This window comes from Kaistella sp. (assembly GCF_041824135.1).
Classification (GTDB): domain Bacteria; phylum Bacteroidota; class Bacteroidia; order Flavobacteriales; family Weeksellaceae; genus Kaistella.
Genome location: NZ_JBGZYM010000038.1, coordinates 1 through 16,219, shown reverse-complemented (window position 1 = coordinate 16,219; position 16,219 = coordinate 1). Strand labels below are relative to the sequence as shown.

The 16,219-nt window shown below is 33.1% G+C and carries 13 protein-coding genes, 1 tRNA gene and 1 pseudogene; 8 read left to right on the top strand and 7 right to left on the bottom strand.

The features are described 5' to 3' along the window. Window positions 1-67 precede the first annotated feature (67 nt). Both ACEYOS_RS04425 and ACEYOS_RS04420 read left to right on the top strand, forming a co-directional pair. Window positions 68-1,189 carry an alpha/beta hydrolase gene (locus tag ACEYOS_RS04425; protein WP_373708352.1) on the top strand — a complete coding sequence of 374 codons (1,122 nt, stop codon included), beginning with the start codon at window positions 68-70 and terminating at the stop codon, window positions 1,187-1,189. Window positions 1,190-1,268: 79 nt separating this feature from the next. Further along, window positions 1,269-2,231, top strand: coding sequence for a YpdA family putative bacillithiol disulfide reductase (locus ACEYOS_RS04420; protein ID WP_373708351.1), 963 nt, complete (start codon window positions 1,269-1,271; stop codon window positions 2,229-2,231). Window positions 2,232-2,294: 63 nt separating this feature from the next. On the opposite strand, the gene ACEYOS_RS04415 is transcribed toward ACEYOS_RS04420, so the two are convergent. The 3 genes from ACEYOS_RS04415 to fbp form a co-directional block, all read right to left on the bottom strand. Further along, window positions 2,295-3,299, bottom strand: a complete 1,005-nt coding sequence (locus ACEYOS_RS04415) for an o-succinylbenzoate synthase (RefSeq protein ID WP_373708350.1) — start codon at window positions 3,297-3,299, stop codon at window positions 2,295-2,297. A gap of 34 nt (window positions 3,300-3,333) precedes the next feature. Further along, window positions 3,334-3,795: a GNAT family N-acetyltransferase gene (locus ACEYOS_RS04410; protein WP_373708349.1), complete on the bottom strand. Its 462-nt coding sequence runs from the start codon at window positions 3,793-3,795 to the stop codon at window positions 3,334-3,336. 131 nt (window positions 3,796-3,926) lie between these two features. Then, window positions 3,927-4,946, bottom strand: coding sequence for a class 1 fructose-bisphosphatase (gene fbp / locus ACEYOS_RS04405; protein WP_373708348.1), 1,020 nt, complete (start codon window positions 4,944-4,946; stop codon window positions 3,927-3,929). 230 nt (window positions 4,947-5,176) lie between these two features. Between fbp and ACEYOS_RS04400 the strand changes: the two genes are divergently transcribed. From ACEYOS_RS04400 to ACEYOS_RS04375, 6 genes are all read left to right on the top strand, one after another. After that, on the top strand, window positions 5,177-6,415 hold the full coding sequence (locus ACEYOS_RS04400; RefSeq protein ID WP_373708347.1) for an aspartate kinase: 1,239 nt from the start codon (window positions 5,177-5,179) through the stop codon (window positions 6,413-6,415). Window positions 6,416-6,421: 6 nt separating this feature from the next. After that, window positions 6,422-8,260, top strand: coding sequence for a lysophospholipid acyltransferase family protein (locus ACEYOS_RS04395; protein ID WP_373708346.1), 1,839 nt, complete (start codon window positions 6,422-6,424; stop codon window positions 8,258-8,260). Between the two features lie 85 nt (window positions 8,261-8,345). Continuing rightward, window positions 8,346-8,418: transfer RNA gene (locus ACEYOS_RS04390), tRNA-Phe, on the top strand. A gap of 266 nt (window positions 8,419-8,684) precedes the next feature. Then, on the top strand, window positions 8,685-9,608 hold the full coding sequence (locus ACEYOS_RS04385) for a hypothetical protein (RefSeq protein WP_373708345.1): 924 nt from the start codon (window positions 8,685-8,687) through the stop codon (window positions 9,606-9,608). 68 nt (window positions 9,609-9,676) lie between these two features. Continuing rightward, window positions 9,677-10,432, top strand: a complete 756-nt coding sequence (locus ACEYOS_RS04380) for a hypothetical protein (protein ID WP_373708344.1) — start codon at window positions 9,677-9,679, stop codon at window positions 10,430-10,432. 142 nt (window positions 10,433-10,574) lie between these two features. Next, on the top strand, window positions 10,575-11,291 hold the full coding sequence (locus tag ACEYOS_RS04375) for a restriction endonuclease (protein ID WP_373708343.1): 717 nt from the start codon (window positions 10,575-10,577) through the stop codon (window positions 11,289-11,291). Window positions 11,292-11,601: 310 nt separating this feature from the next. Here the strand turns inward: ACEYOS_RS04375 and ACEYOS_RS04370 are convergent, their stop codons facing one another. The 4 genes and pseudogenes from ACEYOS_RS04370 to ACEYOS_RS04355 form a co-directional block, all read right to left on the bottom strand. After that, entirely contained in the window at window positions 11,602-11,799 is a 198-nt protein-coding gene (locus ACEYOS_RS04370) for a group I intron-associated PD-(D/E)XK endonuclease (RefSeq protein WP_373708341.1), read from the bottom strand. Window positions 11,800-11,845: 46 nt separating this feature from the next. After that, window positions 11,846-13,108, bottom strand: coding sequence for an McrC family protein (locus ACEYOS_RS04365; protein WP_373708340.1), 1,263 nt, complete (start codon window positions 13,106-13,108; stop codon window positions 11,846-11,848). Continuing rightward, window positions 13,108-15,747 (bottom strand): McrB family protein, encoded by a 2,640-nt coding sequence (locus ACEYOS_RS04360; RefSeq protein ID WP_373708339.1) that lies wholly within the window; start codon window positions 15,745-15,747, stop codon window positions 13,108-13,110. The genes ACEYOS_RS04365 and ACEYOS_RS04360 overlap by 1 nt, the downstream gene beginning before the upstream one ends. 164 nt (window positions 15,748-15,911) lie before the next feature. Continuing rightward, window positions 15,912-16,219: pseudogene (locus ACEYOS_RS04355) on the bottom strand (restriction endonuclease subunit M); the annotation flags it as partial.

Here is a 16,219-nt window from a genome sequence, read left to right as displayed (position 1 = left end):
TTTTAACGTAACTCATTAAATATCTGTAACTTTAATTGATAAAAACAACCATCAAAAACACAAAGCCATGTCAGTATTTATTTTAAGCAACCGTAAAATCATCGTAGAAAATGGGAAAGAATCATTTTCAAATGAAGAGGTTTCCGTGCCCAATTTCAGAATTGCAAAATGTAATTTTCAAGGTTGGAAAGAACCGACGAAAGAAGAGTTGAAGAAAAAGAATTATAAAGGAAGAAATATTTTGGATTACAAAATGCTGTCTGAACCTGAGAAAAGTGGTTACGAAGATGTCTTAGAAGTTTTAAAAAAAGAAAAGAAATTAATTCAATCTGATTTGACAGCCAATAACCTGGGTGGAACTCAGCGAATGTTTTATGATCTGTACAAAGAAATGTCGGCGACTAAAGAGCGCAATGATGTGCTGATCTTTATTCACGGTTATGCCTACGATTTCGATGATGAATTACAGGCAATTCTGGAGTTGAAAAAACTGTATGTCGATAATCCTAAATCGCCTGTGAATCATATTTTGTTCATCAGTTGGCCCGCTTCCAGTTCAATTTTCCCACTCACTTATTTTGATGATAAAGCGGCGAGCATTAATTCGGGTAATTCGTTGCTTCGACTCTTTTATTTTTACACTCAATTTCTTAAAGACATTTTTTCTGACAAAGATTTACTTCCCTGCAATCAGCGAATTCACATTATGGCGCACAGCATGGGAAATCGATTGCTACAAAGTATGTTGTACAGTTTAAAAACCGAAAATATTTCGCGCGTCATCGATCAAGTTATTTTATTGAGTGCTGATGTAAGTTTTAGAGTGTTCGAAGAGTCAGAAGAATCTTTTATTAAACTTCCAAAGTTAGCCAATCGCGTAACCGTTTATGTCAACCGAAAAGATGCAGTTCTTGGAGTTTCGCAATTTTCTAAAAACATTCTTTCACCACGGTTAGGGAAAATGGGACCAAGTAGCTTTTCAAATATCACCGATATCATTTCGGTAATTGATTGTACCAATGTGAAAAATAATCTTAAAACTAATTTTAAATTTCAGGTTGGGAATCACTGGAATTATCTATCGAGTTCTGCGGTGCAAGAAGATATTGTTTCTGTGCTCAATGATACCGATCAAAATTTGATTGCGACAAGAATAAAAGTTGAAGATCAATCTTATTTGTTGGCTTAAAAGGATTACTATTTTATGGGCATTTCATAAAAATACTTTCAAAGATTTTAAATTTTGTGAAAGTAGTTATCTTTACACAATGAAATTATTTGATATCATCATCATTGGCGGCGGACCGATTGGTTTAAACTGCGCTCTGGAAGCTCGAAAAGCGGGACTCTCTTATCTCATTATTGAAAAAGGAACCATTGTAAATTCGCTTTACAACTATCCTTTGTACATGACTTTTTTTTCCACTGCAGATAAACTTGAAATTGCGGATGTTCCTTTTATCACCACTTCACCAAAACCTGGTCGGAGAGATGCTTTGGAATATTATCAGGGGATTTCCCGTCAGCGAAATATCAATATTAATTTATATGAGGAAGTTTTAAAAATTACGAAAGAAGAACACTTTCTAATTGAAACTTCGAAGTCTGCGTATTCTGCAAAAAAGGTGGTTATTGCCACCGGTTTCTATGATATTCCGAATAAGATGAATGTAAAAGGGGAGGAGTTACCGAAAGTAAAGCACTATTATTCCGAACCTTATCCGTACGCTAATCAGAAAATTGCGGTAATTGGATCCAGTAATTCAGCGGTGGATGCTGCCTTAGAAACTTATCGAAAAGGAGCCGAAGTCACCATGATCATCCGTCATGCCGAGATTTCTAAGAGCGTAAAATATTGGGTAAAACCTGATATTGAGAATAGAATTGCAGAGGGTAACATCGCTGCTCATTTTAAGGCTGAGGTCCTGGAAATAACACCAACGACGATCATTTTTAAAGATGAACATCAAACCGTTCATGAGATAGAAAATGATTTTGTTTTAGCTATGACCGGTTATCTTCCGAATTTTGAATTCTTGAGAAATTCAGGAATTGAACTTCAAGGCGATTGTCTGAATCCTTTTTACAATCAAGAAACCATGGAAACCAATGTTCCTGGATTGTATTTAGCCGGCGTCGTTTGTGGCGGCAAAGACACGCATCTGTGGTTCATTGAAAACTCTAGAATTCATGCCGATCTTATTGTGAAAGATATTTTGAAGAAACTTTAAACAAGATTACAAAATATAGTTTGTCAATCCCGAATTTTTGGAATCAACTTTGATAATGTGAATTTATCTCATCATCAGTTCGTCACCATGCAGCACCAATCTCGTTTCTAAATTATTGGTAAATAATCCGCCTGTTCCCAAACCTTGTGGGATTTTTGGATTTTTTGTAAAAGTATATTGAGCAATGGCATTCAGGCCGATATTGCTTTCTAAAGCTGAGGTGATCCACCACCCAATCTTTTTACTTTCCGCGAACGAGATCCATTCGTCAGTACCGGAAAAGCCTCCAACTAAAGATGGTTTCAAAATGATATACTGCGGATTTATTTTTTCTAACAATTCTTTTTTATCATCGAAATTCAAAACTCCGATTAGTTCCTCGTCTAAAGCGATTGGCGTTGGAGTGTTCTTACAAAGTTCCGCCATTTGTTCAATATTTCCAGCTTTGATGGGTTGTTCTATAGAATGGATATCCAAATCTGCAAGTTCCTGTAAAACAACTTTGGCTTCTTCAAACGTAAATCCTCCGTTGGCGTCCACTCTTAATTCTAAATCTTCTTTCGGGAAATTTGCCCGGAGTTGTTTCAGAATTTCTTTTTCTGAGTTCCAGTCAGCACCAATTTTAAGTTTCAAACATTGAAATCCTTCGTTGATTTTTTCCTCAATTTGTTGCTTCATGAAATCAGCATCGCCCATCCAGATCAGTCCGTTGATTTTTAGAGACGAATATCCTTCAGAAAATTCACCTGGAAAATAAAGATCTTCACCATTTTTTAAATTCAACATTGCCTGTTCGTAACCAAACCAAATGGAAGGAAAGTGAAGCAGTTCTTTTCTAAGAACCTTTTTGTTTTCGTTGATATTATCGCAAAGCCATTGCAGCATTTCTTCATATTCCGGGACATCTTCGAAACTGAGTCCGCGGAAAATGCCACATTCGCCAATTCCTTTTTTATCGCCCTCGGTGATTTCAAGAAAATATGTTTCTTTGGTCGTTAAGACACCGCGAGAAGTTCCGCTGGCTTGTTTGAATTCTAAAATATATTGTTTAAAAGTTGCTGTTTTCATAGGTATTTAAATAGAAAAGAAAGTATCAGATTATTTATTTAAAATCTAATTTCATTTGTGGTAGAAACCGTCCGTCGATAGAAGATTCCCGTTGGTCGTAAGTTACGAATCCAAATTTTTTATAAAAATTTTCGGCATTCGGATCAGCCTCTAAAATGATATCGATGATGTTCATTCTTTTTGCTCTTTCCAGAAAATCATTGAGCAGAAGTTGACCAAATCCTTTGCCGATGAAATTTTGAAATAAAAATAAATAATCTAATTTTAAGTGATTCTCAGTTAGTTTTAAAAAAGAATAATAACCGATTATTTCACCGTTTAAAATCAATTTATATGTTTCGTTTTCTAAAAGATATTTTTCTGTGATGGTCAAATCATTTTCCCAGGCCGATAACTGCTGTTTTGAATAGCCCCAAAATGCTTTACCATCCACTGTGATTTCAGTTAAAATACAATGGTCACTTGGCAACGCTCTTTTAATATTTGCTCCTTCCATACAGAGTGGTCTATTTGCGACGTTTTTTATTAACAGCGATTCACCCTAGCCCCGATAGAAGCGACATCCTTTTTGTTTTTTTACAGAAAAACAAAAAGATACAGCGGATAGCGGGATAAAGCTTCTAAAAGTTATGCTTCTGGATGAGCATTTCTCATGAACTCTTCTGCTTTTTCTACCATGTCATAACTTCCGCAGAAGAAAGGAACTCTCTGGTGCAGTTCGGTTGGCTGAATTTCCATCACTCTCTGGAAACCGTTGGTGCATTTTCCACCAGCTTGTTCTGCTAAGAAAGCCATTGGATTACATTCGTATAAAAGTCGAAGTTTTCCGTTAGGTGATTGCGATGTTGAGGGATAAATATAGATTCCACCTTTGATCATGTTTCGGTGAAAGTCAGAAACCAAACTTCCGATGTAACGGGAAGTGTAGGGGCGATCGTCCTCTTCACGTTGGCAAAATTTGATATAATCTTTTACGCCTTGCGGGAATTTGATATAATTCCCTTCGTTGATGGAGTAAATGCTACCCGTTCTGGAAAATTGCATATTTGGATGAGAAAGATAATACGTTCCCAAACTTGGATCGAGTGTAAAACCATTCACGCCGTTTCCAGTCGTGTACACAATCATTGTCGATGAACCGTAAACTACATAACCTGCAGCGATTTGGTTCACGCCTTTTTGTAAAAAATCTTCCAGTACGACAGGCGTTCCAGGTTCTGAAACTCTTCTGTAAATAGAGAAAATTGTTCCTACTGAAACATTCACATCGATATTTGAAGAACCATCTAAAGGATCAATTAAAACCACATATTTACTCAGGTGCGCATTAGAGTGCGTGTTGATTTCTATAAAGTCGTCATTTTCTTCGGATGCGATTCCACAAACTACTTCTCTTTGAGAAAGTGCTTCGATGAAAATTTCATTCGCCAGAACATCCAGTTTTTGTTGCTCTTCACCTTGAATGTTTTCGCTACCGACTTTACCAATGATATCGGCGATTCCTGCTTTGTTGACCTGTCTGTTGACCACTTTCGAGGCCAAACGAATGGCGCTGAGAAGGCGCGATAATTCACCGGTAGAATATAAAAAATCTTCTTGTTTATCGATGATAAATTCACCAAGGGTTTGGAACGACTGATCTGACATTATGTTGCTTTTTGGGTTTTTACAAATTTCGTAAAATTCTTTGAATTTAACAGCATTAGTTTTGATTAAATGACAGAAGTCAGTCTTTGTTTTCGCGTAATTTTTTGTTTCTAACTCTTAATCTGAAGGCAAGTTTTTTTTATTCGTTGAGAATTAATAATTTTGACGGTTGGTAATTTTCGCAGCGTTGAATTCTGAAGGAAATAAAATACTGACGATGAATCATTTAGATGAAAGTTTTTAAGTTTGGAGGTGCTTCGGTAAAAGATGCGCAAAGTGTAAAAAATGTGGCCCTGGTTTTAGAAACGCAGGGTTTTGAGAGTTGTCTGGTCGTGGTTTCTGCCATGGGAAAAACAACCAATGCTCTGGAAAAAGTGGTTGAAAACTATTTTGCCAAAACCGATTACCAAGCTGAAATTGAAAAAGTAAAGCTCAAACATTTAGAAATTTCTCAGGATTTATTTACCGAAAATCATCCCGTTTTTGACGAGATTTCTATCTTTTTTAGTGATATCGAATCTTTCTTAAGACGCAATAAATCACCTAATTATAATTTTGTTTACGATCAGGTCGTGAGTTGTGGCGAATTGATCTCTTCTAAAATATTGAGTCAATATTTGAATGATATTCAGTTTGAAAACGCTTGGTGTGATTCGCGCGATTTTATAAAAACCGATCGCAATTACCGTGAAGGAAACGTCAACTGGGAAGAAACGGAAAAGAATATGTCGGCTTTGAATCAGCATCAATGTTATGTGACGCAAGGATTTATCGGTTCTGATGATAATAATTTTACCGTGACTTTGGGAAGAGAAGGTTCAGATTATTCGGCGGCAATTTTTGCTTACTGTCTGAATGCCGAAGCCATGACGATCTGGAAAGACGTTCCCGGAGTGATGACGGGCGATCCAAGAAAATTTGAAAATGTTTCGCTTTTAAGTCAAATCTCTTATGAAGATGCAATTGAAATGGCTTACTACGGTGCTTCGGTAATTCACCCAAAAACCTTACAACCTCTTAAACAGAAAAATATTCCTTTCTACGTGAAGTCCTTTTTGGAACCTAAGAATTCGGGAACCAGAGTTGGCGCTTACGAAGAAAGAAGTCAAAAAGAATCTTTTATTTTAAAAGAGAATCAACATTTGCTGAGAATTGCAACGCGTGATTTCTCGTTCATTGCAGAAGAACATTTGAGTCAAATTTTTTCTCTCCTTGCGAAGTTTAAAATTAAAATATCGCTGATGCAGAATTCTGCGATTTCCTTAGACCTTTGTTTAGAAGATATGTACGGCACGATTGGCGAACTGGATGAGGAACTTCAAAAAGAATTTAATACTGAGATTATTAAAAACGTTTCACTTTATACGATAAGAAACGCTAATTTAGAGCAGTTGAATCAGTTTTATCAGGGTAGAACTATTTTGATCGAACAGATTTCACAAAAAACAATACAGGTTATCACCAACTAATTGCCCATGAGTTTAATTTCTAAAATTGATTTGATTAAAGCTTCAGGTTTAAGCAAATTAGGGTTTTTAAAGAATCCAGCGGCGTCGGCAATTATGCGTTTGACGAAAATTGATGAAGTCAATAGATTATACGACATTCTAAAAGATAAAGTCGGAAAAGATTTCTTCGATTCTTTCGTACGAGAACGTGGTTTGAAATATATTGTCTTTGAAGAAGACTTGGCGAGAATCCCTAAAACAGGTCCATTTATTTTGGTGTCTAATCATCCTTTGGGTGCGATTGATGGTATTTTGATGACGAAGATTCTTACAGAAATCCGTCCTGATTTCAAAATCATGGGAAATTTTCTACTGGAAAAAATAGAACCGATGAGGCCTTATGTGATTCCTGTAAATCCTTTCGAAAACAGGAAAGAACTAAAAAGTAGTGCTGCCGGAATGCGTGGCAGTTTGAAACATTTAGAAGAGGGCGGCTGTATCGGTATTTTTCCGGCGGGCGAAGTCTCTAACCGAAATAATGAATTCAGTGAAATTTTGGATAAGAAGTGGGAGAAGCCTGCTTTAAAGTTGATTAAAATGGCAAAGGTTCCAGTTGTTCCGATGTATTTTCATGCGAAGAACAGCCGACTTTTTTATCAGATGGCAAAGCTTCATCCTAATTTACAAACACTCCTGTTGCCATCAGAAATGATGCATAAAAGAGAAAAACCTATTCGGGTTCGACTCGGCAAGCCAGTTTCCGTAAAGGTTTTAGAAGATCATGACAGCATCGAAGAAATGGGGGAATTTCTACAAAAGAAAATCCACTTGTTAAAGAGTTACTATGAGAAAAGAAAATCGCTGGCCGATCGCTTAAATATTCCTAATCTGCGTCTTAATTTTCCTTTGCTTAAAGAAGAAAATGTGGTTCAGAATATCATTGATGAAACACCTACTCAAGATATCGTCGCCGAAATAGAAGCACTCAGCAAAAATGACAAAATGCTTTTCCGGAATGGGAATTATGAAGTCTTTTTCGCCAGCTACAACGATATTCCGTCGATTATGAGGGAGATTGGACGGCAGCGTGAACTGACCTTCAGAAAAATTGGTGAAGGCAGCAATTTGCCGTTTGATCTCGATGAATATGACGAACATTATCATCATCTTTTTCTTTGGGACAGTCAAGCCAAGAAATTAGCCGGCGCGTACCGCATGGCTTTGGGTTGCGAAGTAATGAAAAAGCATGGTATTGATGGTTTTTACACCAGTTCCCTTTTTGAGTTTGATCCAGAACTTCGACCGTTCTTTCGGAAAGTGATTGAAATGGGAAGAGCTTATATTTCTTCTGAATACCAGCAAAAGCCGTTGCCTTTATTTCTTTTATGGCGCGGTATTGTTCATGTTTGTCTAAGAAACCCTGAACACAAATTCTTAATGGGTGGCGTAAGTATTTCTGATAAATTCTCAGAATTTTCAAAATCTTTGATGATTGAATTTATGCGGTCTCATTATTACGATTCTGCTGTGGCTCAGTATATTCATCCTAAACATGACTTTAAAGTAAAATTAAAGGATCGTGATAAACATCTCTTTTTTGATGAGGTAGAATCTGATTTGAATAAATTGGATAAGATCATTGATGATCTAGAGCCCGAAATGAGAATGCCGGTTCTCATTAAAAAATACATCAAGCAGAATGCGAAGGTGATTTCATTTAATGTAGATCCAAGTTTTAATGATGCTATTGACGGGTTGATGTATATTCGAATTAGCGAATTGCCAGAGAGCACAATCAAGCCAGTGCTGGAAGAAATGAGTGAACAAATCAGGCGGGAGGAAAATAATGATGCTGATAATCAATAATATTGCAGTTTTTATTAAAAATAATCGCATTTGATTTGGGAGATAAGGATAAAGTTGTTACTTTTGCACCACTCAATTAACGAAAGGTCTCTTAGCTCAGTTGGTAGAGCAATGGATTGAAAATCCATGTGTCCCTGGTTCGATTCCTGGAGAGACCACTTTAATATCAATCACTTACGATTCTCGTAGGTGATTTTTTTTTGTTGTAGCACGATTTACGCACGATTACGATCTAAAATGATCAAAAAACATCCAACATTGAACTCAGTTTTTTCAAATATATTAATCCATTTTCTTTTCAAAAAGAAAGTAGCACTTAGTATTATCTTTAATCTTACGCGATCTCGATTGTATAAATTTTATTTCGTAAAGTGTTATTGAAATCTTCATATATTTACTTCTTGTTGAAAAATAAATATTGGAAATGAATTATAGTTTTAAAGTAAATGGTAATGAATTAACATCGGAACAGAAATCAGTGTTAAATAATTTTCTATATTCAATTAAAAAGAAAAGTAATGTAGAATTCATATTTCGTGGAGAGAGTGCAGAAAATTTAAGAAGTAAACTCAACATTAAAGATCATGAAGATTTAATCGAACGATTAAACTATTTTTTATTTAAAATTGGTGAGAAGGGAAGAGTGTATCAAGAAAAGTATTTTAAGCAGGTAAAGAAAAAAAATATATTCTCTATAAATGATTTGAATGATGATTTCATTAATTATATTTTTAGAAAAATAAAACATGTATTAAAAACTTCTAAAGATCCCGAAATTAAAGAGTTTAAAATTCTTAATGAAGAATTTGACATGTATTTTCAAAGTGCTGATAATAAAAAAGAATTCAGTAAAAGTATTGGTAGTTTACCAATCAATGATAAGATAAAAGTTAGAGATTATTATTTAAAATTTTTACATAAAGTGGGAGAGTTAGGTTTTAATTTAAATTCATTTCTGTTATCTACATCAACAAGTGAAATAGCGGTTGAAGCGTTTACTGCCCAAGAAGATTTCAAATTTGTTTCTTGGTCATCATCTGACGGAAAGAATGATAAAGATATCTTGAATAAAATTAAATTACCAATTATTAAAAGTGATATTTTTATACATCAAAAAGAAATAACTATTAAGGGTGCATTATTTCCACAAGATATATTGGGATTTGTAGAGATTTCGAGTAATATTTTTCACGTTAATCCAAATTTATTTAATTTTCCTGAATTAAGTGATTACATGATAATAAATGGAATCCCAACTGATCAAACGGATTTTTTTGAAGTGAATAGTTTGACAAATTATCAAAGTAGTTTGACAAGAAACGGTGATAAATTTGAAGATACGAATTAAAAACTCTTTTAAAAGTTAAACTACTTAATAAATATTTATGAAAAAAACATTTTTATATATTGATATTTTTGGGTTTTGAAAATTTAGTACGAACAAAGCCTGAGAAAGTAAGTCAAATATTTAAGATATTTGATAATTTGAATGTTTTTAAACATCCTTTATTACAAGTTATAGTCTTCTCGGATACGGTTTTAGTTTTTAATAAGGATGATAGTTGGAGTAAGGATTATTATGTAACGTATCTGATCGAGTTTGCTCAAGAAATGTTTTATAATTTATCACTCATTAATGTATATTTTAGGGCAATTATCACATTGGGTAAATTTCATTTCTTTAAATATAAAAATTTTCAGTCTTACTACGGTGAGGCATTAATCGAAACTTATAATGATGAATCACAATTAGAGGGATTTGGATTATTTATCAATAAAAATTTGACTAATGAGGTAATCGTTTTCGATAAAATAGAATATAACGAAAAATATGATTTCATTCTGTTATGTCAATCTTATATTAATCTTTTTGATGATACAAAAGGTAAATTACCAATTCAAATTGATATGTTCACTGAAACAGACAAATATTACAGAATTGATGAAGATTTGAGATTTTTTAGAGAGATACAATATTTAAAGGACAATTACCCATCCCCTCGAATTCGTCGTAAATATCAAGTTGTTTATGACATTTATAAGGAGAGAACTAAAGAGTTTTTTAGGAAATTTGAAGATGAAGGATTCACTCCTTTTACTTTAAATATGGATTATATGGGAAGTTTAAGTCCGTTTTATACACTTGCAGAAGAAGAATTACAGACAATTTAAAAAGAGTAAAAACACTAAAAACAACACCGTGTCGTTTTTTAACACTACTATTTTTTTAATGGAATTATTTAATTACTATTAATAAGCAAACGAGAAAAAATAACACATTTATTAATTTATGAAAGTTTAAAGGAAAAATAATATGAACGAAGGCGGGAGTTTATTTGTTGGATTTTTGATTATAGCGGGATTTATATTTTTTATTTATCATTCCAACAAAAAAGAAGATCAAGACATCAATATTTATCAGACACGAATTAGAACATCTATCGTTGGCAAGTCGAAAAAGGTAATTGAAAAGCATAGAAAACAATTAGCAATTGAACGAAAAAAATATGTTTATTTTGATGCTTATGGGAATGAAAATTTAAGCAGATGGAAGCAAAAAGAAATACCGTATTTTATTGAACACTATTTATTTCCAATTTTAACACATGAAGAAATAAGAACTTTTCATTTTGCTTCTGATATAATTTTTGAACGAATAGAAACTGTTTCGAAAAATCAAATTATTGATAATAAAGAGTTTAAAGAAGACATGAATGGTTTTGAATTTGAAACTTATTGTTTGGAAAAATTGACTGAAATTGGTTGGAAAGTAACTAAAACAAAAAATGGTGCTGATCAGGGAGTGGATTTAATCGCTAAAAAAGGAAAAAGGAACATTGCCATTCAGTGTAAAAAATACTCAAGACCTGTCGGGAATAAAGCCGTACAAGAAGTAAAGTCAGGTTTGGAATTTTATGCTTTAAATGAAGGTGTCGTGATATCTAACAGAGATTACACTAAGTCTGCGAAACAACTTGCGGGAGCCAATAATATTAAATTATTACATTACATGGAAATTGATAAAATGTAAAATTTAGACTTTTTTTACTTTTAAAACTGAAAATTTATAAAAATATTTTTATTTCATTATATTTTTTTATCGAGACCAAATTAGAGTAGTGTATCATTTATCCAATTTATACCATGCATTCTGAAAACCTCCGAGTTCCTCAATTTTTTATAATCCAAGTAAGTTCTCTTGTTTTTCTCCTTTGGTGTGTCTTTAAAAAGATCCAAACATTCTGTGTGGGACAGGATAAAAAATTCAGGTTTATCATTTGTTTCATTAACATGAAGATTTACCAAAATATAAAAAACATTTTCTAATACTTTGGTCTTGTCTAAATTCCAACAGATTGATTTAGTGGTTTGAATTCCTTTACTTGAACTGCTTTTGTTTTACCATTTTTTTCTACGAGTAAATCGATGCTTTTTGTATTCCCAAATGTGACCGAAACATTATACCCTAATCTGCTAAGTTCACCTGCGACATAAAATTCCGATGCGATTCCCGTTTGATTTTTTTCTAATTTTATCATTATTTTTTCCTTTTCTTGATTTCAAATTATGTTAGATGTTTCGGTTTTATACGACACTTTCAAATTTACCCATCACTTCTTCTACCAATACTTCAGAATCTCTGAGTTCATTACCCTCAACCAACGAAAGGAATCCGACTTTGCAGTAGTTTTCTACCGTCTTAAATCCGTTTTCGAACTCTCTGTAAGGTTGGTGGTGGAAGTAACCAAATTTAGAGTCTATCTGATCGATTTTAGGGTATAGAAGAATACTTTTCTTGGATTCCCAAAGTAAGTTGTAAGAAAACATCTGTTTTAAATCATCGTCTGAGGGATTGTTGCTGTCTACAATCTTCCATTTGGTGTCGATCACAAAGGTTTCCTCATATTTTAGATCTCTTATGATTATGTCGGGTCTAATGGTTTTGTGCTCCCAAAATTTATTTTGTGACTGCGCACTAATTTCATAACGGTTAAAATCAATATGCTTTTGTAATATTCGGTAAATATATTCTTCCCAAAGTTTATTCATATCGAACAATAATGTTAGCATTTGGTCATGACCTGAATTGAGATTGGGTGAATAATTCAGGATGATCATTTTAGAAATATCCAACGACTTTTCATAAATCTTGGATTTCCTATCTGTTTTTATGTTTTCAAAATCTTTTGAATTAAAGTCCTTAACGGTGAACTCATTAAATTCATAAAGTAACCGTTTCACTTTATCCTTTAAATTGTTTGTCACCAACGTATCCAAAATAGACAGTGCCTGAAAAAGAATTTGATGTACTTGGTGGTCTTTATTATAGATTTGATGTTCGCAGTAGAAACGTTCTTTGTGAATCAAATTTTTGGAGATATTCTTCGAAAAGATAAGTTTTCCTTTAAGAGCAAGTTGGTTGTTCTCCACTCTTTTATATTTCTTAATTAGACCTTTCTTCACCAATTGTTCTATCTCATTCAGGAAAATTTCAAAGTACACCTCCAATATAGAATTATGTTTTTTCTTTAACCCTGTTTCAGAAACTGTATCCACTTGAATGTGTTTGCACACTCTCAACATATTGAGTAGAACACTTTGCCAAAGTTTTTTGTTGGGCGTTTCAGATTTATCGGACTTGGGTAAGATTTCAATGGTTAACCCACCAACATTGACCACCCCAACATAACTGTTGAACTGAACTCCGTTATAAATTGGAATGAAATATTTGTTTCCATTTTTCTCATTAAACTGCACAAGGGTTTTAAGGTGATTCTCCGTGAAATTACCTGTCCCAACTTTTAACTTTTGGTATTCAAAAACCTGTATGAAATTTTTAGAGTTCATTAATTACTCTGATCATTATAATCATTATAAATCGATGCGAAATCATTTGCGGTCATCTGATCTACATCTTTAAAGGTGTAAATTTTCTTGTCGGTTAAGAAATCTACATCTTCATAACCTTTGAATTTAGATAGTATTTTTTTATTATCCTGTGCAGAGTTGGTTTCTACGAATTGATCTCCTAAAACCAATCCTATTTTACCAAAGTCTCCAAAGAAATACTCCTCTAATAAAGGGATAATTTTATTTTTAAAGGTGACTTTCAAATCTGAAAGGGTATTAACGCCAATGAAATAGGAGTGACCGATTTGGTGATCTTTGTCTACTAATAGTTCTATTCTTTTGTTGATCGTATCAAGCAGTTCAATTAAGTTAATGTTGAGAGAATCTTGAATAATACCTCTGTTCTCGTGCGCTGTTCTAATAACTTCGGGATCTGATTTCATTTCTGTAAAAGAGAATCTTCTTCTTAAAGCGGTATCCAACGATTCAACACTTCGATCCGCAGTGTTCATGGTTCCAATCAAGTATAAATTTGGAGGGACACCAAATGATTCTTTGCTATATGGTAAATTAACCTCAATTTTTTCAGTGCTTCCTAATCTCTTATCTTCCTCAATTAAAGTAATTAATTCACCGAAAATGGAAGAGATATTTCCTCTGTTTATTTCATCCATAATCAAGACGTAATTATCTAATTTTTTACTTGGTTTACTATCACCTTCATAAGAGCGAAGGCGTTCAATAATTGCAGGGTAGTAGATGCCTACACCTGCATTCGTGAAATTTCTTTTTCCGTAGTACAATTCTTTCATTGTATTGAAACTTAACGTGTGTGCAGTTCCACCTGATGCTTTCCTGAAATTTAGATTTTTCTCATTAAAACCTGTAATTGTGAAGTCATTACCCTTTGTTTTAAGTGGAAACTTAATATCATTGTCCTCAACCCATTCATCTTGTAGTTTACTCAAGGCATCTTCAAAGGAAAGTTCATTATTTTCCTTGGTTTGAGAATTTAACCAATTGTCTTGTGCTTTTTGTGAAATTTTATTGAATAGACCATTCTCAATTTCATAAATGACTTGATTGTTAACCGTTTTAGGTTTTATGCCTTCAATAAAATCCTCATAACTTAAACTTTGGTGAAAGGTTGTGAATTTAATCTGATTCTTTTCTGTGTATTGATCATAAAGTTTAATGATTTCTGCCCGATCTTCTTTGGTGTTCGTAAATTTTCGGTCTTCAATAATTTCAACCGCTAACTTTTTTGTACTGTAGGTTTTACCTGAACCTGGGCAACCGAATAGGATTTGATTTAGTGGATGATATTTTGTACTCATGTGTGCTGTTTTTGGTGTTTCCTCCACTTTGTTATTATTTAAAAAATCTTCTAAACTTTTTATAATTTTTCTGAAGTTATCAGTTGTATTGGTTAATAATTCATTCCAAGTTTTTGGAAAGTGATCGTCTAAGTCAATCCAAAAGTCGTTTTGCTTAAGTAAGTAATCTCTACCCTTTGCAAATGGATTACTATTATTTTTATAGTTAATGTCGATTTGGTAATGAAGATTAGGAATCGTCTCTGAAAATCCAAATGCAATTTTTATAAAAATATCTTTTCCGAATTTATTCAAATGTGTTGGTATAAAACCAACTAAAATGTAATCTTTATAATTATGGTGCCCCGTCTGTTTACCTGCTTGTTTGTTAATTCTCTCATTATAATTATTTTGGAGTTTTATACCTAATTTCCCCGATAAGAGTTCTGCTAAATAATTTATTTTAGTACGAGTATCATTAAATATTTTTGTGGCTTCTGAATTTTTATCATATTGACCTTTTGTCAATTCTCTGTATTTTAATATACCCTCAACATCAAAATATTCCATTTTAAATTCTTTATTTGATTTTAAAAAACCTTCTACATTATCATTCTCAAACATGATTTTTTTTAAAGTATGATTTGTGCTATTCGCCTCCGCATTCCATCTTGACCTTATCGAATTTTCTATTTTTTTGTATTCGTACAATATGGTATCTGCATTTACCTCCAAAATTTTATCAGCAGTACTATCAGGAATAAAGTCAGGATGTGAGTGGACAAAATAAACGTCATCACTCCCTTTAAAATCATAACTTTTTTCAACATTGTAAAGTTGTACTATTTCATCATAGTGTTCCGATTTTATTATAAAACCAATCCGATCATTTTTGTATTGTAGTACAGTTCTCATCCCCACAATAACTATCGCTTCGTTTTGTTGGGTAATTGCCATTCTGATTTTGTATGGATCTATATTATTGCCTTCAAGTGTATTATGAGTGTGATCAATAAAGAATTGAAACAAGGACTTGTTTTTTACTTGCGTTTCGTAAAATTTTTTAAATCTTTGTAAATCCGACATGTCAAAAACCAAATCTTCGTGAATTTTGAATCCAAATTTTTCTGCGAAAATATCACGGTTATCGTAGTTAGATTGAAAATCTATTTGTTCATTTTTCTTCAGAGATAATTCGGTTATAAACCATTTTGTCGGAACTATTTTATCACCTCTTTTTAAAGAATATTTCCAATTTTTTGAAAGAGCTTCAGCGGGTACAGTTTCTATACTATCCCAAAACTCGTTTACTTCTTGCACTGTTAGTGTGTTAATAAAATCTCTAAATTTCACAACTTCCTATTTATTATTTAAATTATTTTGATTTTTTTATTAACACAATTAGATACTTGATTCCTATTTGATAGGAAAAATTCTACCGATTTCCTCAACAATTTCCCCATGGATTGAAAATGTGTAGTTTATTAATTTTTCTCGACAATCTCAATTTCCTCCTCAGTCAATCCATAAAGTTCATAAACCATTTGATTTATTGCTTTGTCTGTACTTGCAGTTTTGGATTGAATTTCTAAGGCATTACTTTTCTCTTGGTCAAAATAATTTGCCCATTCTGCTTCTTCTGAAAGGGTGAAATTTATTTTTTCCTTGGCTAATTCTTTGATGAAATCTGCATAAGAGAGATTGTACCAATCTTGCAGTTTTTTGTTGAGGTTTAAATTATCAAATTTCCTTTCACAGGTTCTCTGGAATTTGGTTGAAATTTCTTGTAGAT